Below are 23,503 nucleotides of genomic sequence, written 5' to 3'. Positions count from 1 at the left end.
TTAAAATTTATTAATGAATATGTATGATAAACTAGGCGATAATAGAATGTCTTAAATAGTAAAGAACAGTTTTTGGAATTTGTTTGGAATGGAATCACTCTTGAATACTAATATTAATACTGAAGAAACAACATTGCCTCAGGTTAAATATAGTCCAGTAAAAAGTTACATTGACCTTTGGAAAGGAATCATAAGTTTTACTGAACTTAGCAAATATCCTTTATTACCCTGCCCACACTGCACGAAAGTATCACTTTCTATTGATGAGTCTAGTATTCAAAAAAGAAGTATTTCTCAAAAAACTCTAGCATTGAATAGTAGAAAATTTAAAGGAGAGCAGGCTGACAAAAAGCTTCAGACTGAAAAAAAATTAGAACAAATTAGTCAAGGCGATGGTTTTTGGTTAAAGCTATTTGCATTAGCTGGTGCTAGTTATATGGATATGATAGATCCACTAAATGGGCAGACATTTTTATTTAATTCGTTTTTTTCCTGTAAATCTTGCAATGAAAACGTAACTGCAACAGGGGTTTATTTGCAACCAATTAAACTTTCGAACCAATCATCATTTAAATCACCAGTGATTAAGGTGGAGCATTTTTCTCCAACTATACCGATGATTCAAATATCACAAAATGTACCTAATAGTATTCGTATTGAATTGAATGATGCTTTTAAACATTTTCACTTCGATCCTTTATCGGCAGCATCAAAATTAAGGCGTACAATAGAACAGTTTTGTATTGATTTTGAGCTTAAAGGTAAAAACCTACATCAAAAGATTTGCTCTTTAAAAGAAAAATACCCTGAAGAAGCTGAATACCTTGAAGCTCTAAAGCTAATAGGTAATGAAGGAACTCATGATCATTGCGTTTCAGAAATTGATTTGTTACATGCTTTTGAAATCGTGCAGTTCGTTTTAGAAATTTACGACCGCAAGGCTCGTTATAAAGAAACCCAATCAAATTATGAGCAGTTAGTTGGTAAGTTTGATGAAGGAAAAATACAACTAAGGCTATATAAAATTTAAGAAACCAAAGTCTAATCTGTTAGCTTCGACAATAAATATTGTTGACTAATTTTAAATGAAGTTGAAGGAATAAATTTGAGTAACTCAGGGGCAAAAGCTGCATTGCGTGGCTATAGATTGCAAACTCTATTCATTTTAAGCGAAATTTTAAGCTCTAAAGATACTGATTTGGTTTTTCAACCAGAAGGTAGTGAAGATCTTGCTATATATAGGGGGCATGAATTAGTTAGAGCTATTCAAGTTAAGGCATATTCTGAGCCGTTAACCTTTTCTCATTTTGTTAAACCTAAACAAAAAGATTCTTTCTTTCATCGTTCTGTAAAACTGTTAAGCGAGTCTGATAAAATCAAAATTGAAGTAATTTGCTTTGGTGACATTGGTAAAGAAATAAAACACTCCTATACAAGGATTGAACCCGCAAAAGGTAATCTAATAAGAAAATTAATTAATTCTGGAATAGAAGAACAACATGTAAACTCAATCTTTGAAAGAGTGTTTTGGACGAAAATTTCTGAGGTTGATTTAGTTAGGGAGATTAAGAACCGCTTATCGAATAGTTTAACAGCAGGTTCTCCAGAAAATGCTTTATCATTGTTAACTGCTTGGCTTTATAAGGCATCAGAGCAAAAAACAAAAATAACAAACGCGCTCTTAATAGAAAAAATTAGTTCGATTGGGAAGTTTTTATCTGAAAGGGAAGCGTACCATACAGAGTGGTTTCATGCATTGGAGCCTTTAATTGAAAAAAATATATCTGATACTGCTGCTCTCGAAAAAGAATATTACAAAGGTGTTTCTACAAGATTTAGTCATATTCAGGCAGAACTAGATATTGAAAGAGTCGAATTTCTGTATGAAATTGATGAACTATTTGAAAAAAATCAAACAGTAATTATTCATGGAGCATCTGGGCAAGGAAAAACTTCCTTAGCTTATCGTTATTTACATAATTTTATTCCAGAAGATTGGCGACTAAAAGTGAATTTCATCGAAGGGCGAGAGCATGCAAAAAGTATAGCTTTGGCTCTTGCTGATCATTTGTATAATTTTAATGCAAAATTATACTTGTATATAGATGTTTCACCTAGAGACTTAGATTGGACGAGTCTAGTTAAATCACTTTTGGATCACCCAAATATAAATATATTAATTACTATTAGAGAAGAAGATCTTTCTCGACAAAATGTTTCAAACGAGGAAATAGGATTTCCTGCCCTTTTGAGGCTTCAGTTCTCAAAAAATGAAGCAAAGCATATTTACCAAAGGCTTATTACAAAAGAAGTGGCAAAACCATACCCATCTTTTGAACAAGCTTGGCTAAGGTTTGGAGGAGATGGTTCATTACTAGAATACATATTTTTTTTAACACAAACAGAATCGCTAGTAGATAAGTTAAATTATCAAGTAAAAAGATTACGTTCTGAAGTTAGAGAAGGGAGACTGGAACCGAAAGCTATTAATTTACTATTAGCATGTGCCTTAGCAACAGCTTATGAAGCGAAAATAAAAATAGTCGATCTTGTTAAAGAAATATCTTTAAAAGATCCCAAGGGTACTTTCGATTTATTCGAAGACGAATACTTATTACGGAGATCTAGCGATAGATTGCATGTTGAGGCCTTACACCCAATCAGATCAAGAATTTTAGTTGACGTGTTGGTTGATCCCATTTTTTTCCCTTGGATAAATTCAGTAATAAATGTAATCCCATGTATAGAAGAATCGGACATAGAAACATTTTTGCTTTATTCCTTTTCGGAGAATCCGAATGAGTTTCCTCTTATATTTGAACAGCTTTTTAAACTTAAAGTTAATTCATGGGCTGCCGTAGCGGGGATAGGTCGAGCTATACTCTGGTTTGGTATACATCGTTACGTTATTGAAAATAAGAATATAATAGATTCGGCGAGAGCATTAGTTGGGGACGATGCATGGGCATTTATGTTACTTCCTGATATTGGTGGGATTATGGATACAGATCCTATTGAAGAATTTATTAGAATGTTAGGTAAGAAAAATTCTGTCAAAAGTGATAAAGCTTTAAAGTTAAGAGCTGAAATTGGCTCTTCAGATATAGTCTATAGAGATTTTAGAAATTGGTTAGTACCGCTTAGTGGTGAATTCACTCGACCTAAAAGTGAAAGTGACTGGTATGCCTTGGGGGAAACATTATTATGGATTGGGAAACTAGAAGTAAAGACAAAAATTGATGTCTCATGGCTGATTGATATAGACATTGATAGTTCCTTCAATACTATCGAACCATTAGCTGATTTGGTTATTGGTATTTACTTTTTTGATAAAGTTTTATACCAGAACTTCATGATTAAGAATGAAGCTTGTATTAATAAGTTATTTCAAGAATCTACTCAGACAATTTGGCTAGAGAAGAAACCTGATAACCCTATTGCACATTATATTATTACAGAGCCATATCTTAATGAAGATGGATATTCAGGGAGTAATCTAAATGAATTTAGCGTTAAAAGAATTAAGCTCTTAAGAAAATTATTTCCAGATAAAGAAAGGTTTGGGGCAAAGGGATACGGTCATCAAAATATATTTATGGAATTACCTCTGGATGAATCAGATAAACAAAAGGTTTTGAAATCATCTACTCCAATTCAACAATTTGTTAACATGAACTCTACTTGGGCTAACTATGCTGATTATATTCATAGGCCAGATGATTGGCTTGAATATGCTGAGAATATCATATCTGTTCGAACGAATATTGTTGATGGCCTAGTTCGATTAAATAAGGTATTAAATTCATATTTTAAAAAACTAAAATCACAATCTCTTATTGGAAGAGGCAAAATAGAAAATGATTTTTGGGAATCTTTGTCTCTAATTAATGAACAAATTACTAAGTTGCCTAAATTGGCTGTAGATCAGTGGGGAATGACAAGTGAAGGAACGTTAAAGAGTAGTAATAAATATAATGCAAACCAGATAAATTACTTAATGGTGCAAGATTACGCTAAATCCTATCAAGAATCCTTAAACAGTTATACGCTTTCTATTTCTAACTTCTTCGCTCAGTCACATATTATACTAACTATTAATGGCTTAATAGGAAGGCTTCCTCCAGAGCAACATCAAATATACTATCAAAAAGCTAAAGAGCTAGGACATCCAGTTACCGAACAATCATTGCACTTAGCAACGAAGAATTTTAATGACGCTCATATTAAATTAGATTCTTTTCAAAAAGATTTTAGAGAGCATTTTCAAGAGATTATAGATCCTGCTATTTTGGATAAATTAGAAAAAAAGGAAAATTTAAAGTTCATCAAGGCATGGCCATTATGGTTCCAATTTGCTAATAACCCTGAAAATCATTGGAAAGATTCACCAGAGGTTAGAGCATCAGCAATAGTGGAAAGAACGCAAAGGGAATTGATGAAGTCTATAAAGCACTCACTTACTAATAGCCTTCCAGAAGACCTACAAGGTTTTATTTTAGATGAAAGCTTCAAATATGAAGGCAAAAATGCACTATGGATAGGTGTCGAAGCTGCAGATGTGCCTTCTTTAGATACAATATTGAAATCTGTTACACATGCGCTTTCTGAAGCAATAAGACCTCTTGAATTTAAAGACTTAAAATATTATTCAATGTCAAATCAATGGGATAATTTTGTAATTGTACCATTACGTAATGGAGCGACATTTTCCAATTTAGCGTGGGTTTTGCTATCAAATAGTTTTGTAGGTGTAACACCTGTTCTCGATGAAGATAAATTTTATTTGCAAATCCCTAGACCGCTGAATAAAGAAGTCATTGAGTATTTTAATTTTAAGACAAACAACATCGCTTATTTTAGTGAGTTATCGTTAATTGAAGAAAACATTTCGTATATATTTAATGTTGTTAACCATATATATTGTTTTAACGAGTTAATACCAAGTATAGATGGAGTAGGCGTAGAAATATTGCAAACATATATATCTCCGTTAATGGATAAAATAACTGTATATATTGTTCAAACGGACGAAATCATTTGTCGGGTTAAAAAAGATAATATTGATGAATTATTGTTAGAGCTTATAGAAGTATGCGCGAATGCTATTCAACCTTATGAACTCCCTGAAGATAAAAAAATTAATATAAATATTTCTGATTGCTATGAGTGGGCGGAATTGCTAAATGAAGCAATGACTGAACTGCAACTATATAAATGGCAAAACTTATTTGAGTAATTCAATATCTATTCAAAATAGAAAAAAAATTTAAGGAAAAATATGAGTGATACTAAGGAAGTAAAAGAAATAACATTCTTGCCAGCATTAACTGCTCTAATTAAACCATCTACAGAGTATCTAGGCGAAGAATTTAAAAATGCAATTAAAAGCAAAGTTGATGAACATAAGAAGAAAAAAGAGGAAGAAAACCTCAAACAGCATCTAAATTCTGTTCAAGAAAAAACACCAAATATAGCCCAAGAAAATATAGCTTACGCACAGCTAGATATGTTTAATGATTGGGTTGATAGTGTATCTAAGATTGATCCTAAACAATTAGAACTTTCTCAAATATGGCAAAATTTACTTATTAAAGCTGGTGAAGGTGAATCGACAGAGATAATCATGAATAAACTTAAAATGTTATCTGCTGGAGAGGCATTAGCATTAATGAAGTTTTCGAAACCGTCTAACGTTACTCTTTCAAAAGAAGACTTATATCACTTAGATGCACTAGAAAAGAATGAATTAATACGACCAAATCATACCTTTTTATCTTTAGTGCAAGGGGCTATGGGGTTAAGTGTTTTATTTATAACAATAATAATGTTTAGAACGTCAGTTTTTGGTGAAATTGGTGGAACTGCACTTATTCAAAGTGAAATTAATTACTGGAATATTATTTTTTCTGTCACACCTATATTTGCTTTTATCGCAGGTGCTTTAGCTTTTATTTCGTTTCTTAAAAAAGGAGGGAAATGGGCTAAGAGAATTAAAAGATTAACATGGATAGGGAAGAAAATTGTTGATCTGCAAAAGTGATTAAAATTTTTAATTGGGACTTACGGAATTGATCTTATGGCGAACAATAATAAAACTGAACAAAGTAAGTTGATTGGAGAACACCCAACTTCTGGCATTTTCTTTGACTGGTTTGAGTGCGAAGACACACCAGCAACAGATGAAAAAAAGCATCGCAAGTTAACGAATAAGGGGTTAGATAAAGGTACTCTTATTGATTATTTGTCTGGCTGGATATTAAAACACCATGCTTCTGCATTACAAATAGCTAGAATTGAGCGAAAGAAAAAAATATTGGAGAAGCATAGTTTTACCGAATACATGAAAGGCAAAGTTCCATTTCCTATTAAATCAGCTACAACACAGAAAGGAAATCTAGGGGAAATAATTCTAGGTGAGTATTTAAGTGAGTCTACAGGTTTAGAGTTATTAGTTTATAAACTCCATTATAACCCTAACGTAGAGCAGTCTATGAAAGGGGATGATATTTTGCTCTTTGAAAAAGATGATATTCAGAGCAAGGTTATCATGGGTGAAGCAAAATTCAGAGCAACCAAAAGTAAGCAAGCCTTAGATGACATTGTTAGTTCTTTATCAACCAAAAACTTACCTATTTCCTTAACCTTTGTTTGTAATAGGTTAGAAGAGATGGGAGAAATTGATTTAGCTGACGAGATTGATGATCTTATTTCCAATATTCACAAAGCTAAAACTCCTATTACTTATGTCGGCTTTTATCACAGTGATATTAATGTTTATAAGACTATAGAGAAGCATTTAAAGTCAGACAATAAAAATCTTGTCGTAATTTCTTACGGTGAAAATAAGCCCGCACAGCTCGTGAAAGATAGTTTTAACGAAGCTTTAAATATGATAATGGATTAATTGTGAATATAGATAAAGCCCTGGAATTATTTACTGAGTTTGAAAGTGACAGTCTTGTACAAAACTTGATAGCTCAATCGAATGCTAAAAATATATTATTGGAAGTAAAAGAACCTGAAGAAAATTTTCCTAATTTTACTGAAGGGCTTGATGAGAGAATAACCAGTATAGCCTTTACTTATCTTTCAATTGGATGTGCCCTAATGGAAAAAGGTGATAATAGTGACGTTGCTACTGCTGCATTTGAAAAAGCAGGAGACATTATTCATTATATTAACTCACCTGATAGTGCTAACTATGAAAATAGTAATTTCTTACTAATTATTAGTAGTTTAGCCTTTTACTTGGCAGCCCAATACTCCAAATCTTTTATTGTAATTAAAAAAGTTGAAGTTACCTCACCACTAATTAGTTTAGTTAGTTGCTTTTTAAAAAAGGATTTTAAAAACTTACTTCTAGAAATAAATAAAGTTCAATTAAATGATGAATATTTAGATGGCTCAATTGGCCAGATTGAGGATGAGTTAGATAAGAATAGCAAGTATTACTCAGCAATTTTATCTAAAGCTCTTAACTTGATTTTAGAATATATTTATTCTGGTAATGAAGAGTTTCTTTGTCTTGCTCAAGATCATATAAATGATCTCAAAGATTTATCGTCTATTGATGATGAACCAGTGACTTGGTGGATAGCTCGGTTACTAATTATTTTAATAAATACATTTAAACAATATTCGTTTTGGAATGTTTTACCCAAATTAATTGAACATGATACTACTAATAAATATGTGACTCAATTAGCCTTAAATGATCCCCCTATAACTGAATTGTTTTTCGCTCAATATAATGCAGTACAAGCTATGCAGAATTCTTCTGATATTGTACTTAGTTTACCTACGAGTAGTGGCAAAACTAGAATCGCAGAAATAGCGATTTTAGAGGCGTTGGTTAATAACCCATATTCGAAAGTGCTATACCTTGCTCCATTTCGATCATTGTCTTATGAAGTTGAGGAGTCAATGGAAAAAATGTTCTCTCCATTAGGTTTTACAACGACATTTTTATATGGTGGAGGGCAGTATAGTAAATTAGATAAAGCTCTGATTGAAAACTCAAATGTCATCATTGCTACACCCGAAAAAGCAAAAGCGATTATAAGAGCTGATGAAGATATAGCTGATGGAATAGATTTATTAATTATTGATGAAGGTCATTTACTTGGTGCTGATGAAAGGTTGATAAAGATTGAACTCTTCATAGAAGAGCTGAAGCATCATATTAGAAAAAATGACGGTAAGATTGTTCTATTATCCGCTGTGTTGCCTAACACTCAAGATATTTCTAAATGGATCTCTAACAGTGAACATAATATTTACGAAACGGATAAGACAATTGCAAATAAAAGGTTTGGAATTGCTAAATGGACGCATGCAAAAAACATAAACCTCGAATGGTTAGGTGAACCAAAGTCATTTAATCAAAACTTTGTTGAAAGGTTTCTTCCACCGAGAGCAAGAACTAAATATTTTCCAAATGATAAAAATGAAGGTGTAGCTTCAGTTGCTTTAAAGCTTTCCCAATCAGGTACAGTTTTATTATTCATAGCCCAAGCTCGGTATGTAGTCTCAAATGCTAATAGAGTATTAAGAGCTATGGGAGGAAATCCTAAGAAGCATGTTTATCGAGACATTAATCTTCTTGATACTTTTAAATTAGCCTGTAAGGAAGCTGGAGTTGAAGAAATTTTTACATTAGCTGAGTACGGTATTTTATGTCATTTTGGTAAATTGCCTACAGAAGTTAGGATCCTTATTGAACAATTAATGCGCTCAGAGAAAGTGAAAGTAATAGTATCAACATCTAGTCTTGGTCAAGGTGTAAATATTGGTATATCTACTGTGATATTTGCTGATGTATTTATGAATCATCAGAATGAAACAAGGATAGGATCAAAAGACTTTTGGAATATTGCAGGCAGGGCAGGTCGAGCTTTTTCTGACATTGAAGGTAAAGTTTTATACTACATTGATGAAACTAATTGGAGCAAAGATCGTGATCTTAGTTTATGTGCTTCCTACTTTGATATTTCACAAATGGAAAATGCAAAAAGTGGTTTGTTGACTCTGATTAAGGCGTTAAAAGATGTTGCTGTAAGGTGTAATGTTGATTTTAATTTATTATTGCAATTGGTAGCTGATAATGACTTTTCTACGTTAGTGGAAGGGGAAAATGACTACTCTGAGAGCTTTAAAGAAGTTTTTGATTGGCTCGATGATACACTTCTTGCGTTAGATTATAAAAATAGTGCATTCCTTAGCGAAGACCCTTCAAACTGGATTGATGATGTATTTCGTGGTTCTCTTGCACATATACAAGCTGAGAAAAATGAAGGTGTATCTCAAGAAGAGGTTATTGAATTTCTTAAAAGTAGAAATAAAGCTGTAATCAAATTGGCTGGTGATTCTAAAAATTGGGAGAGCATCGTAAAGTCAGGAGTTCCATTAAGCTCCTCAACTGTTCTCGATGAATACTTAGATAAAATAAAAGAGATAATTACACAATATCAAGAATCAAGTAAAGGTGTTATTGACCTTATAGAGTTTTCAAAAAGTATTGAAAATCTGATTCAACAAATGCCTACTGTTTCTTTTAAGCATGACTTTGATGATGAAGAAATAACTAAGGTTCGAAATAAATGGTTTAGCGCAGCTCCTTTATCTGAAATAAACGAAAGCGATAATGGTCAGGAGATTTGCGTTTCATATTTTTCAATGACATTGCCATGGGCAATTAACGCAATTGTTAGAAAACTTTATGACTTAGAGTTGGATGAAGAAGCTGAATTATTAGAGGAGTTAGCCTTGTTTAGCGAAATTGGTGTTCCTAATATGGATGCTGTTAAAATTTATTTGGCAGGAATAAAGTCTAGGGTGACAGCTTTGGATTTGAGTATTGTTTTAAATGGTAAGCTCAAGAGTATTAATAAGTCAAAGTTACTTGTTCTATTAAACGAAGAAAAAGAATCCATTGAGTTCCTTTGTTCTGAGACTACACTTAAGTGGATTGAGTTATTTAACATTGGTTTATCAAAAAGTTTTGATGATTCTATTACTGAAATTAATGATTTTACACTGAATCAAATTACGAATAGTGAAACATTAAATGTTAGAGGGTTTAATAATAAGCTTTATTTATGTAGCCCTGATTTTAAGAATAAAATAGAAATTCAATCGTCAGACGAATTACCTTTCGAAAGGGTATCAAATGATCCACGAGTATATTTTGCCGAGGAAAACTCTGTTTGGAAGATGATCATAAGAGATGCAAATTTTGTTGAACCTATTAATGATGATTTTTATTAAAAGCGATTAGGTTGATCTGGATATTAAAATTTTGAATAAATTGAAATTATGGCAAAGGTTTAATTCACTTAATTTTTGGAATAAAACTGGCTTTCTAGGTAATTTAGTAACAATTTTTGGATTGCCATTATTGATTATAAGTTATGTAACTTTCTTTAGTGAGGTTGGGAGGGGGAAGCTAGCAAATAACTATATTGTGGTTTTGCCTGTAACTAAAGAGAATAATGTCATTCCTGTTAAAACATATTCACCTGAAGCTATTGTTAAATCTGTTCGATTAGACTCGATTGACCAAACAATATCTTCAAGTAAAAGAATTCTTGCTCGTAGTGTAAACGGATTTTACTACAGCCATATATCTGATAATGCTGTCCTTTTCTCTGGCATTACACCTTTTAAGCTAGAAAAAGTGGAAGGCACATTTGGTGCTGATTATAGGATATTTGGTACTGCCAGCGATTTAAATGAATTTTCAGAAACTGTTCGAATTGATATTAAAGCTGTTTCAATGATAGATAATTATGGAAACGCGTATGAAATAAGGGCTAAAGATGATGAGTTTATTGGTTACGCTGAATCACTACGTTCTATTTCCCAACAAACAGTAAAAGTTTCAAAAACCGAAAATGGCTTCCTATTTGATCATTCTGAAGATGTTCAGATTCTTTTAAATTACGATAAAGATGACGTTGAATTAGTCGGCAGAGTGAAAAGTTAAGAAAAACTCACCTTGATATCCATATAAAGATATAAATATTCGACAATACGCTTAATTACATATTGAAGCTACACTGTTTTTTCTGTCTAGATTATTGATTGGTATGCAATAATTTATTTGGATGAATAATATTTATGGGCAAATGTATATAGAGTAATATCTAGAAATATCTTTGTACATAATTGAGTACAAGAAAATCTTGTCCCTCTTGTTTGTCTCTTTAAATATGAGGGAGGTTCATAATCGTGCCAGAGAATAGTTGGTTGATTGATATTATTTTGATTATTACTCATTACTTCTCGAAAATTTCGTTTTAAATATTTAGAGGCAAACTTTAATTGCGGGTTAGTGTACTCGTTACTTGGCCAAGCCGCATCTATTATCATTCAATATATGGTTCATCTAATCGTCAATTCATCCAATATTTGTTTTACTACGTACTAGACTCAGTATTAATTTAATTTACATCTAAGTTTAATCTACAAGGAAAGTGAAATGCTTAAACAAGCCTTATCTATTACTTTAGCATGTGTTTTGTGTGTTTATGCGCCAAACGTTATGGGACAAGACGGTAAGTCTAGCCAAGTACTTTCTGCAAAAGAATCTGATCCAAACGCTTTGGGTTGGATGCGAGGCGCGCCGCCCGCACAAGATAAACGCATCAAGCAGCCTCAATCTGACTATTTTAGCTTTCCAAAGTTACGATGGACGGTATGTCATATTCGAGAATTAATGCCAACCAAAGCGATTAGCAGAGGCCTAGAACCTATTTCGCGTTTTGAACAAGAGTTAGATCAAAACATCGACCTGATTAAATTTGTGCCAACAGGTTCAACCAAGCCGATGACATGGCAAGAGTCTCTAGATGCCAATTACACCGACGGCGTTCTTGTACTTCACAAAGGTAAAATTGTCTATCAACAGTATGATGGTTGTTTGGGTAGACTGGGCAAACATGCTGCTATGTCTATGACCAAATCTATTACGGGACTAATGGCTGAAATACTTATTGCTGAAGGCAAGCTAAATGAAAACGAGGTGGTTGGTAAACTTATTCCTGAGCTTAAGCAAAGCGCTTTTGGTGATGCAACGGTGCGTCAGGTTATGGATATGACAACATCGCTTAAATATAGCGAAGATTACGCAGATCCTAATGCGGATATCTGGGTATATTCAGCCGCAGCCGATCCATTACCTAAGCCTGCTTCTTATCAAGGGCCCGTTGGTTACTATGAATACCTCTCTACCGTTAAAAAAGAAGCTGAGCATGGCAATGTTTTTGGTTATAAAACCATTAACACTGATGTCTTGGGTTGGCTTGTCGCACGCGCTACGAATGCACAGTTAACGGATGTGATCTCTGAGCGGTTATGGCAAAACATAGGGGCTGAGCAGGGTGCTTATATGACCATAGATGCCATCGGTACACCTTTCGCTGGTGGTGGTCTAAGTGCCGGGCTCATGGATTTAGCTAAAATAGGTCAAGTAATGCTAAACAAAGGTGTTTTAGATGGTAAGCGTTTGTTTGACTCGCAAGTGGTCGATAATATCACTAAAGGCGGTGATAAAAACGCGTTTGCACAAGCGGGTTACTCTTCAATTCCAAACGGCAGTTATCGCAGTATGTGGTGGATTTTTCATAACAAACACAATGCTTATGCTGCAAGAGGCGTTCATGGCCAAACCATCTACATTGATCCAACAGCTGAAATGGTTATCGTTAGATTTGCTTCATTTCCACAGGCAAAAAATGCTTTAATCGATCCAACATCGTTACCTGCATATCAGGCGCTAGCTGAGTATTTGTTATCTAAGCCGTAGTTATAGAGAAGAAGTAATTGCAAAAAATAACATTGTTTAGCTGATATTTGCGACAGAATTCCTGACGATGATTTTTGGCTCGAATATTTGATTGACGGCTAGCTTTTTTTGCTTATACACATTTTTAAGCACTAAGTTTGCGGCCATAGCACCCATTTGAGCGACAGGGTTTTCTATCGTTGTCAGCGTAGGATATAAATAGTTAGCAAAATTGATGTTATCAAAGCCAATTACCGATAAATCGTTAGGTAGGTTTAAACCATGCTCACGTGCGTATTTCATTGCACCTGATGCCATTTCATCATTGGCACAGACAACAGCGGTAAAGGTGTAGTTTTTATCCATAAACTCTTTTAGTGCATCTTGCCCGCCGGTTTCTTTAAAGTCGCCGATATAAAACAACTCTTCGTTAAAAGGTAAACCATGTTCTTGTAAAGCACGTTTATGGCCTTCAAGGCGATTTGCCGCATCTGGTTTAAATTGTGGGCCAGCAATATAGGCAATGTCTTTGTGACCTTGCTCTATTACGGTTTTTGTCGCTAAGTAGCCACCAAGTTCGTTATCTAAGCTAATACAATTATCTTGTAACGAATCAACGTATCGACTCATTAGGTAAACAGGGCATTTACCTTCATTCATTTCCATCAGGTATTCATCTGTAACGCCTTCAACATGCGCGATGATGGCATCACAATTTCGGCTCACTAGAAATTCAATTCCGTCTTTTTCTTTATCTTCTTCACTGTGGCCAGTGGTAATTATCACGTGCTTACCGGCGGCTCTAAGGGTTGATTCGATACCTGCCATCATTTGACCAAAGAAAGGACCATGTAATTCAGAGACTAAAATACCGACACTGTTAGAACGATTAGACGCGAGAGATTGAGCGGTAAGGTTAGGGCGGTAGCCTAACTCTTTCATAGCGGCTTGCACTTTTTCTTTTGTCTTCTCACTGACATTCGCGTTGCCATTCATTACCCGTGAGACAGTGGCAAGAGAAACACCTGCAAGTTTAGAGACTTCGTAAATTGTCGCCATAGCCGCTTTTATATCCGTTTAATTTATACGTTATATCTTTCGAAATAATACATGACTAGCTTGGTTTTAACTAGTTGTTTAAGTGATGGTTTTAACCATTCAATTAGCATTAAGCAAGTTTTAGCTTGGTTTGAATTTCTTCTAACTTTTCACTGGTTAATGTGTATTTTCGCATAACCCAAGCAACAATAAATGAACCTAGTGCAGGTAACACAGTAAAAGAAAGTAAAATACCTTGCTTGGTTGCTTCAGTTTGTTCAACGTTTGCCTGATAGTCGTAAAAACTTAACAACCAACCAGCTATTGCACCACCTAGCGCTACGCCCATTTTGATAAAGAAAATAACACCAGAATAAACCAAGCCTGTAATGCGTATGCCTGTTTTATCGTGACCGTAGTCTATGGTATCTGCCATTTTAGCCCAGAGTAACGGTGTCGCCATATCTAGAAAAAATTTCCACAGGATAAAGGCAACAAATGCTAGCACGATCTGGTCACTGCCAATGAAAAAGCTCGCGGCACAAATACATGCCGCAATTAATTGCAGTGCGATATAGGCTTTTATTTTACAAACGCGTTTAGCAAGAGGTTGTGCAACTGCACAGCCTACCATGCTGGCAATTACGCCTAGTGTCATAAATGAAGTAATAAGTTCTTCCTGACCTAAATAATATTTAACGTAATAAACCGCTAAGGTAAAGCGCAGCACTTGTCCACTTAACAAGAACAGGGCAGCAAGACACAAAATTCGCCATTGATCGTTTTGCCATAACGATTTTGCACTTTCTTTAAAGGAAACGTTTTGTTCTCTCGGTTGCTCAATGCGTTCTTTCGTACCGAAAAAGCACAGAAGAAACATAATAAGACCCATAGCGCTCATTAATGCCATGGTAATTTGGTAGCCTTTGGCTTTGTCACCTTGACCAAAATACTCAACCATAGGCATAGTGCAAGCGGCGACAATCACGCCACCTAACATACCAAACACAAAACGATAAGATTGAACCGTTACGCGTTCTTTAGCATCATCTGTTATCACACCGCCAAGCGCACAATAAGGGATATTAATGGCAGTATAAGCCACCATTAAAAGCGTATAGGTGGTAAAGGCATAAACAATCTTACTTGTGCCTTCTAAATCAGGAGCGGTAAAAGCTAAGATGCTTATCAAAGCAAAAGGCAATGCTAGCCATAGTAGGTAAGGGCGAAAATGTCCCCATTTAGTATGGGTTTTGTCGGCGATATTACCCATAAGTGGATCTGTTACAGCATCAAATATACGCACGACCAAAAACATTGTGCCTACCACGGCTGGTGAAAGTCCAACTACGTCCGTGTAGTAGAGCATGAGAAACATCATAACCGTTTGGAATATTATGTTACTTGCCGTGTCGCCTAGCCCGTAGGCGATTTTCTCTCTTACACTTACCATCTTATTAGCTCTTTATTTTATTTATAATTGTTATGCAGTGATGCTCGCTTATTTTCTTGATTGAATAAGATCTCGATAAGCTAAGCCACTGTCTTTAATCGTACGCGTTTGTGTTGAGTAATCAACATGTACGATACCGAATCGTTTTGAATAACCTTCAGCCCATTCAAAATTATCCATCAAACTCCAAGCGAAATACCCTTTAACGTTTACTCCTTCCGTTATTGCCACATCAAGCGCATTGAGGTGACTTTGATAATAATCAATGCGATTTACATCTTGTACCGCACCATTTTCGAGCTTATCTGCCATTGCAGCACCATTTTCAGTAATGTAAATTGGTGGCAGGTCATAGCGCTTGTTTAAGTTGATTAATAAATCGGTAAAGGCTTGCGGGTAAATTTCCCAACCAATGTCAGTTCTTGGCTCGGGCACGTCGACTTCTTGATAAATGGTTTTATCATCGGCAGTGTAGATGAGCCGAGTGTAAAAATTAACGCCTAGAAAGTCGATAGGGTGCGAGATGACGTCCATGTCTCCCTTAACTATTTCCGGTCGATTTTCCGGAGTCAATTCGTTCAAAATATCTGGATAGCTTCCCGCTAAAATAGGCTTGGCGTACCACTGGTTAATGTAGTCGTCAGCAAAAGCGGTTGCTTTTAAATCTTCGTCGCTATTTGTTTGTGGGTAACACGGCGTAAAATTAAGTACGATACCGTTCATGGAATTGGGGCTGTTTTTAGCCAAAACCTTCATGGCTAAGCCATGGGCTAATAATAAATGGTGAGCGGCTTTTCTGCCGTTTGCTTGCCCAACTTTTCCTGGCGCGTGAATGCCAGCTTCATAACCGAGATAAGCACTGCAAAAAGGTTCGTTTAATGTAGCGTAAGAATGAACACGATCACCAAATGCAATAGAAACTTTATCTGCGTAATCGGCAAACTTATAGGCAGTCTCTCGATTTAACCAGCCACCATTGTCTTCAAGGTGTTGGGGCAGATCCCAATGATAAAGTGTGACAAAGGCTTTAATATTCCTGCGCTTTAATTCATCTAAGATATCTATATAGAATTGTACGCCATCTTCATTAAGTGTTTCGTCAAGGTTAATGACGCGTGGCCATGAAATAGATAAACGATAGGCGTCTACACCCAACGATTCAATGAGATCGATATCAGCCAACCAACGGTTAAAGTGATCACAGGCGACTTCACCATTAGAGCTATCAGCTATTTTGCCAGGTGTATTACAAAAGGTATCCCAAATACACGGAAGTCTCGAAGCGTATCCACCTTCAATTTGAAATGAAGCTGTTGCAACGCCAAAAGTAAACTCACGGCTTAATAGAGTTGAATGATCAGGTAGGCTTAAACTTTTCATTGATTAAAGCCTTTTCTTATTAACATTTATGGCGTGAGTTTTTGCAAACAAACTAAATGTGATGGTTAAATCAGCAAATACAGTCAACACGTTTATTTCCCTTCTAAAACTATTTTTTACTATTGAAAGCGCTTACAAATGCCTTGAAATTTTTTTTAACATCGTGTTAAAGTGGTTTTGAAAGCGCTTACATTTTAGGTTAGAGGCAAATCTTGATGAGGTCAACTAGAAATTTTCTAATTAGCTTTATCCGGAGAATTAAAAATATCAAATAGCACTTTAACTAAAGCGGCATAACTTAAAATTATAATAGGGGAGAACATGGTTAGCTTAGCGAACGCAAGTACCAGTAATAGTAGTAGCACAAATGGCGAAGACCAAGGCTACCGCTTCGCACTGGTGGCATTAACGAGTTTATTTTTTATGTGGGGGTTTATCACTTGTCTAAATGACATTCTTATTCCCCATTTAAAAGCTGTTTTCGATTTATCCTATTTGCAAGCAATGCTGATCCAGTTTTGTTTTTTTAGCGCCTATTTCATAACGTCTATCCCAGCGGGTAAGTTGGTGAAAAGTTTAGGGTATCGAAAAGGTATTGTAGGCGGCCTTTCAATTGCTGCCGTAGGTTGCACTATTTTTTATCCCGCCGCGTCAATGCATAGCTACCCAGTATTTCTATTAGCGCTGTTTGTTCTTGCAAGTGGAATTACTTTGCTACAAGTTTCTGCTAACCCTTATGTGAGCATTTTAGGCAAACCTGAAACGGCATCTTCTCGATTAACCTTAACACAAGCGTTTAATTCACTGGGTACGACAGTAGCACCTTATTTTGGTGCGTTTCTTATTTTGTCGTCAGTATCGTCCGAAATGTCAGCTAACCAACAGGCTGAATCTGTGCAAATGCCTTATTTGTTGTTAGCGACAATGTTAATCGTTCTTGCAGCAATCTTTTCTTGGCTAAAACTACCGGAAATAAGTTTTGAGGCTGAAAAAGTAGAAACAATGGATGCAAATGACAGCCAATCTGCTTGGCAGTTTAAACATTTAGTTTTAGGTGCAGTTGGCATATTTATGTATGTCGGCGCTGAAGTCTCAATTGGCAGTTTTCTCGTTAATTTTCTAGGTGAGCCGACCATAGCAAATTTAGAAGAGGCAGATGCCGCTAAATACATTACTTACTACTGGGGCGGCGCTATGGTGGGTCGATTTATTGGCGCAGCGGTAATGCAAAAAGTGGCTGCTGGAAAAGTGTTAGCCTTTAACGCTTTTAGCGCTATTGTTTTACTGATCATTGTTATTGTTTCAACAGGTAGTGTTGCCATGTGGGCGGTACTTGCTATAGGCCTATGTAACTCAATTATGTTTCCAACCATATTTAGCTTAGCGCTTAATGGCTTAAAAGAGCATACAGCGCAAGGCTCAGGCATTTTGTGTTTAGCCATAGTGGGTGGTGCAATCGTGCCCTTATTTCAAGCATTCTTTGCAGACCGTATCGGTGTGCAACTGTCGTTCTTTTTACCCATTTTTTGTTACGCCTTTATCGTTTTTTACGGTTTAATTGGCAGCAAACCGAAAAGCTCAATGTAGGCAGAGGTTCACCATGATAAAAAAAACATTTAATAAAAAAAATTGCTCAAGCCTTGTTTTAGCGGGTGTTATTTCTGCTCTTGGGCTATCGGGCTGTAATACTAATGAATCACAAAATACCCAAGCTAAAGCAAACGATGCACCAGAAAGTGTTAGTGCCAAAAGCGATGGTATACCTGATGCTGGATCGTTAGACATATGGCCAACGCTTAATATTGAAGTCGCAAAAGATGCTGACATTGAACGGAAGGTAAAAGAACTGGTAGCAAAAATGACGCTCGAACAAAAGGTTGCGCAAATGATCCAACCTGAAATTCGAGATATTACTGTAGAAGATATGCGCAAATATGGCTTTGGCTCATACCTTAATGGTGGTGGTGCTTTTCCCAATAATAATAAGCACTCTACACCACAAGATTGGATAGCATTGGCCGAGAGCTTATATCAAGCATCAATTGACGATTCAGTTGACGGTATTGCAATTCCAACAATGTGGGGAACAGATGCTGTTCATGGGCACAATAATGTCATCGGTGCGACCTTATTTCCTCACAATATTGGTTTAGGCGCGGCAAATAACCCTGCGCTAATCGAACAAATTGCCGCGATTACAGCTAAAGAAGTGATGGTTACTGGCATTGATTGGGTTTTCGCACCTACAGTTGCTGTGGTTCGTGATGATCGCTGGGGACGTACTTATGAAGGCTATTCAGAAGATGGCAAAATTGTTCGCGAATACGCCGCGGCCATTGTTAAAGGGCTTCAAGGTCATGCTGATGGTGATTTTCTGAGTGATAAGCGTGTTATTAGCACGGTAAAACACTTTATTGGCGATGGTGGCACAGTAAAAGGCGATGATCAGGGCGATAATGTCGATTCTGAACAAACGCTGTTCGATTTACATGCGCAAGGTTACGTCGGCGGCCTAACGGCAGGTAGTCAGTCAGTAATGGCCTCTTTTAACAGTTGGCATGGTAAGAAAAACCACGGCAATAAATACCTTTTAACAGATGTACTGAAAGCCAAAATGGGCTTTGATGGCTTTGTCGTAGGTGACTGGAATGGTCATGGACAAATTAAAGGTTGTACTAATGAAAATTGTCCGCAAGCCGTGAATGCAGGCTTAGATATATTTATGGTGCCAACGGCTGCTTGGAAGCCTTTGTTTGAAAATACTGTTGCGCAAGTGAAGTCAGGTGAAATTGCTATGTCACGCATAGATGACGCAGTCACTAGAATTCTTCGTGTTAAATTTAGGGCTGGGTTGTTTGATAAACCAAGTCCAGCGAAAAGGCCTTTTTCGGGTAAAACAGAACTTATTGGTGCTCAGGCTCATCGCGAAGTAGCACAACAAGCTGTCAGAGAGTCGTTGGTTTTATTGAAAAACAAAGAAAATATTTTGCCGTTGTCTCCTAAGTTAAATGTACTGGTTGCAGGTGATGGCGCAGATAACATAGGCAAACAAGCCGGCGGCTGGACAATTACCTGGCAAGGTACTGGAAATAACAACGATGATTTCCCTGGTGGTAGTTCAATCTATGATGGCATCAAAGCACAAGTCACAAATGCTGGCGGTATCGTTAGTTTAAGTGAAGACGGTTCATATCAACAAAAGCCTGACGTTGCTATTGTTGTATTTGGTGAAGATCCTTACGCAGAAGGTCATGGCGATCGAGATAATCTCGACTATCAGCGCGGTGAGAAAACAGACTTAGCTTTATTAGAAAAGCTAAAAACTGACGGAATTCCTGTAGTTTCCTTGTTTATCAGTGGTAGACCAATGTGGGTAAATGCAGAGTTAAATGCTTCAGATGCGTTTGTTGCCGTTTGGTTACCTGGCTCTGAAGGTAAAGCCGTTGCTGATTTAATCTTTACCGATGAAAAAGGTGCTATGCAGCACGACTTTACTGGCAAACTTTCCTATTCTTGGCCAAAAACAGCATCACAAGCAACGGTTAACAAAGGTGATGAAAGCTATGATCCGCTACTGCCTTATGGCTTTGGATTAAGTGTAGAGGATAAAAACGTGTTATCTGATGATCTAGACGTTTCATCAGCAGGTAATATTGCTGTATCAGAAAAAGAAGTGTTCTTCGATGGCCAAATGCATAAGCCTTGGCTCATGTGGTTAAACTCAGGCGAGACTAAGTTTCAGCCCAATGCTAATACCCATAAAGTAGGCGCTTTGTCTTATCGCACGGTAGATAACCTAGTACAAGAAGATGCTCGACAAATCATCACTGATGGCAATGAAAATGCCGGCATTAGCTTTGTCAGTAAGAGCAACTTTAGGGAAGATCTTCGTTCAGCTCTTGAAGCAAAAAGCGCTTTGTCGTTCCAAGTAAATGTATTAGCTCCGTCAAATGATAAGGTGATTGTCGCAATGCGCTGCCAAGAAGCAGAGTCCCCTGATGATAACTGTGGTGCTAGTATCGATATTACTGAAGAAATTAGTAAACGTGCAAAGCATGGTTGGTCGAGGGTAACCATTGATTTAGCTTGTTTTGCTAACAAAGGAATGCGATTTGGCGATTTAGTGTCGCCTTTTGGCGTTTTCTCTCAAGGAAAAATGAAACTGCAAATTGCTGATGTTGCCTTTGTACCAAAATTAGCCGAGTCAGCAAATATTAGTTGCCAACAGTAGTGTTGATTCTCAAACCGTCATTAAAAAAGGCTACAATTGTGTAGCCTTTTTAGTATTCTCATTTTATAACTTCATGCAGTCTATAGTTTAAGGAAAGACAGTTAAGACTCTTTACAAAAGTGGTTGATAAAATCTTGGTGTGGAGGTAATCGGTTTATCATGCTTTCAATGTTGCCACGAATATGGTTTAGAAACTTTTGTAGCTCGTCATCACTCATGTTGTCGACGATAGGGTGGTAGCTTTTCGGTATTAGCCCTTGACCAATCATGACTTGCATCCACGAGTCGTCAAATAACTCATTGTTTTTACGAAATACTCTGCCTGTTTTTTCAAATAATTCGATACGATGTGCTAACCCTTCTGGGATATCGATATTGCGGCAATGACGCCAAAACTGACTATCGACTCGTTGCGTCACTTTATAATGCAAAATAATAAAGTCTCTGGTTGTTTCCCAATCGAATCGCGTTTGCTGGTTGAATTCTTCGATATCACCTTTATCAATGCCTTGCTGAGGAAACATGCGTAGCAGTCGGACTATTGATTGTTGAATAAGATGAATACTAGTGGATTCCAGAGGCTCTAAAAATCCGCTAGATAGGCCAACGGCAACACAGTTTTTGTACCAATGCTTACGTCGAGTACCCGTTCTAAACTTAATCACTCGTGGCTCAGTGAGCTGCTCGCCAGTAATATTCGACAATAAAGTGTCTTTGGCTTTTTCATCAGAGACATATTGGCTGCAGTAAACAATACCGTTGCCAACGCGGCTTTGTAGTGGGATTTTCCACTGCCAACCAAATTCATGTGCGATAGAGCGTGTATAAGGTTTAGGTTGTTCTGTTGATTTGGTTTGTACGGCAATGGCTGAATCATTAGGTAGCCAATGTGACCAATCTTCGTAGCCGGTATGAAGAGCACCCTCGATGAGCAAAGCTCGTTGGCCGGTACAATCGATAAATAAATCACCTTCGATGACACTGTTATCCGTTAAAGTAAGTGATTCTATAAATCCCGTTGCTGGGTTTAAATTGACCTGACTAATTTTGCCTTCTTTGCGTTTAGCACCTGCTTGTTCTGCAAGTGTTCTTAGGTATTTACCGTACAAGGTTGCATCCATATGGTACGCATAGTTAAGGCCGTTGTTTGGTAGCTGAGCGAACTTCTCATTTTTAGCTGCTTGGGCTTCTAAACAATAATCACCAAAATCGCCAGCGATTCCTTTTTCTCTTCCTTTTAGCCAAAAATGCTGAAATCCTGCTGCCCAGCAATCGCTTCCAGTAACACCAAAAGCGTGCATATAGTGGTGATTAACGCTATGCCAATTCTCGAAATTAATACCTAATTTGAATGTACCTTGCGTTGCTTTTAAAAACTCTGCTTCATTAATTTTTAATAGCTGATGAAAGTACTGAAGCGTAGGAATAGTTGCTTCTCCTACGCCAACCGTGCCAATTTCATCTGACTCAATCAAAGTCACATTAATATGTTTTCCTAGGGTTTTGGAAATAGCCGCGGCTGCCATCCAACCAGCTGTTCCACCACCGGCGATAACTACATTTTTTACTTCTCGTTGTGATGTTTTCATTGTCTAAATCTCATCTCGGTGGTTAACGATTTAACTTGTTTATTAACATAGCTCTTATTTTTCGCGCAGATAGCTCAGAGTCTTCTAGTATGCCTTTTGCTAAATCAGGAATATGCTCCGCAGCTTTTTGGCTATCGTTAAACACATAGTAATCAAATAATGTTTTGATAGCATCTCGCTGCTGCTCAGGTAATGATCGAATATTCAGCATGGCGTGTAACAGACTATCAACGGGAGCTCCGGCATAACTCGGCGCGTCTTGCCACCAGAAATTAACTAGCGTATTAAAATCTTCTATGCCTTCTACCGCGTGCCACCACATACTAGGAATAAACAGCGCATCGCCAGGCTCCAAGATAACGGTTTGTGCATGCTCTAGCGCTTGTTTGTACTGTGGAAAGCGCTCGAAGTCTGGAAAATTTATATCCACTAAACTAATGGGCTGGCCAGCAGGGGTTAAATCAAGCGGGCCAATATAGAGGTTTTCTAATTGCTCTGGTGGAAACAAGGTAAATTTTCTTTTTCCAGAAACACATACTGCAATGTTATTCGGTAAATCTTGGTGTGCTGCGATGCGTGTTTTATTGTTTAGCCAAATACTGGCTAGCGGGTTTTTATCTTCAAATATATCTAGCGAGTTGTCTTGAGTAAATTCAGGTAAAAGCTGATGAATAGCCGTTGAACCTAAATATATGCCTTCACCTGTGCGGTGAAAATTAGCTTCATTTACTCGTTCAATAAATTCACTAAAGCTCGCGCTTTTGCGGTTAAAATTAAATGCAGTGAGTGAGTCGGTATAAAACAGTCTTCCTTCATGTTTAGCAGGAATTTCGCCTACAGCCACAGGTATTGCTTGGCTTAATTCAAGCAAATAGCTCTGTAGGGTTTCGTTAGAACCTTTAGCTAAAGATACTGACTTCCAATGTTTTGCTAAATTTTTAAAAACAACAGGGTTGTGTTCGCTGTCTAGATAACTAGCGACACTTTTGCTATCAAACTCTGTCAGTGCTTTTACTTGCTGCATGCTC

14 protein-coding genes are annotated in these 23,503 nt (G+C 36.7%); 9 read left to right on the top strand and 5 right to left on the bottom strand.

Annotated elements, in window-relative coordinates; all coding sequences use genetic code 11:
- Positions 1–100 precede the first annotated feature (100 nt).
- The 7 genes from ACOB80_RS07190 (at position 101) to ACOB80_RS07160 (ending at position 12,805) form a co-directional block, all read left to right on the top strand.
- Complete coding sequence (locus ACOB80_RS07190; RefSeq protein ID WP_473165131.1) at positions 101–1,030, top strand: DUF4145 domain-containing protein; 930 nt, start codon at positions 101–103, stop codon at positions 1,028–1,030.
- 75 nt (positions 1,031–1,105) lie between these two features.
- Positions 1,106–5,236: a hypothetical protein gene (locus ACOB80_RS07185; protein WP_473165130.1), complete on the top strand. Its 4,131-nt coding sequence runs from the start codon at positions 1,106–1,108 to the stop codon at positions 5,234–5,236.
- A gap of 42 nt (positions 5,237–5,278) precedes the next feature.
- Positions 5,279–6,040, top strand: coding sequence for a hypothetical protein (locus ACOB80_RS07180; RefSeq protein WP_473165129.1), 762 nt, complete (start codon positions 5,279–5,281; stop codon positions 6,038–6,040).
- Positions 6,041–6,076: 36 nt separating this feature from the next.
- Positions 6,077–6,904 (top strand): Hachiman antiphage defense system protein HamA, encoded by an 828-nt coding sequence (locus ACOB80_RS07175; RefSeq protein WP_473165128.1) that lies wholly within the window; start codon positions 6,077–6,079, stop codon positions 6,902–6,904.
- A gap of 2 nt (positions 6,905–6,906) precedes the next feature.
- Positions 6,907–10,266 carry a DEAD/DEAH box helicase gene (locus ACOB80_RS07170; protein ID WP_473165127.1) on the top strand — a complete coding sequence of 1,120 codons (3,360 nt, stop codon included), beginning with the start codon at positions 6,907–6,909 and terminating at the stop codon, positions 10,264–10,266.
- Positions 10,267–10,297: 31 nt separating this feature from the next.
- Positions 10,298–10,984 carry a hypothetical protein gene (locus ACOB80_RS07165; protein ID WP_473165126.1) on the top strand — a complete coding sequence of 229 codons (687 nt, stop codon included), beginning with the start codon at positions 10,298–10,300 and terminating at the stop codon, positions 10,982–10,984.
- A gap of 495 nt (positions 10,985–11,479) precedes the next feature.
- Entirely contained in the window at positions 11,480–12,805 is a 1,326-nt protein-coding gene (locus ACOB80_RS07160) for a serine hydrolase domain-containing protein (protein ID WP_473165125.1), read from the top strand.
- A 36-nt stretch (positions 12,806–12,841) separates the two neighbouring features.
- Here the strand turns inward: ACOB80_RS07160 and ACOB80_RS07155 are convergent, their stop codons facing one another.
- From ACOB80_RS07155 to ACOB80_RS07145, 3 genes are all read right to left on the bottom strand, one after another.
- Positions 12,842–13,843: a LacI family DNA-binding transcriptional regulator gene (locus ACOB80_RS07155; RefSeq protein ID WP_473165124.1), complete on the bottom strand. Its 1,002-nt coding sequence runs from the start codon at positions 13,841–13,843 to the stop codon at positions 12,842–12,844.
- Between the two features lie 109 nt (positions 13,844–13,952).
- Positions 13,953–15,275 carry an MFS transporter gene (locus ACOB80_RS07150; protein ID WP_473165123.1) on the bottom strand — a complete coding sequence of 441 codons (1,323 nt, stop codon included), beginning with the start codon at positions 15,273–15,275 and terminating at the stop codon, positions 13,953–13,955.
- Between the two features lie 48 nt (positions 15,276–15,323).
- Entirely contained in the window at positions 15,324–16,655 is a 1,332-nt protein-coding gene (locus tag ACOB80_RS07145; RefSeq protein ID WP_473165122.1) for a GH1 family beta-glucosidase, read from the bottom strand.
- Positions 16,656–16,976: 321 nt separating this feature from the next.
- Here ACOB80_RS07145 and ACOB80_RS07140 point away from each other — a divergent pair, with 321 nt between their 5' ends.
- Positions 16,977–18,242, top strand: a complete 1,266-nt coding sequence (locus ACOB80_RS07140) for a sugar MFS transporter (protein WP_473165121.1) — start codon at positions 16,977–16,979, stop codon at positions 18,240–18,242.
- A 16-nt stretch (positions 18,243–18,258) separates the two neighbouring features.
- Positions 18,259–20,886: a glycoside hydrolase family 3 protein gene (locus ACOB80_RS07135; RefSeq protein ID WP_473165342.1), complete on the top strand. Its 2,628-nt coding sequence runs from the start codon at positions 18,259–18,261 to the stop codon at positions 20,884–20,886.
- Positions 20,887–20,987: 101 nt separating this feature from the next.
- Here the strand turns inward: ACOB80_RS07135 and ACOB80_RS07130 are convergent, their stop codons facing one another.
- Together ACOB80_RS07130 and ACOB80_RS07125 are read right to left on the bottom strand one after the other, a co-directional pair.
- Positions 20,988–22,475: a tryptophan halogenase family protein gene (locus ACOB80_RS07130; RefSeq protein WP_473165120.1), complete on the bottom strand. Its 1,488-nt coding sequence runs from the start codon at positions 22,473–22,475 to the stop codon at positions 20,988–20,990.
- Positions 22,476–22,497: 22 nt separating this feature from the next.
- A complete protein-coding gene (locus ACOB80_RS07125; RefSeq protein ID WP_473165119.1) occupies positions 22,498–23,499 on the bottom strand; it encodes a cupin-like domain-containing protein in 1,002 nt (333 codons plus the stop codon).
- Positions 23,500–23,503: the final 4 nt, after the last annotated feature.

It is taken from the genome of Thalassotalea coralli (assembly GCF_055786205.1).
This window is presented reverse-complemented; position numbering and strand designations above follow the sequence as displayed.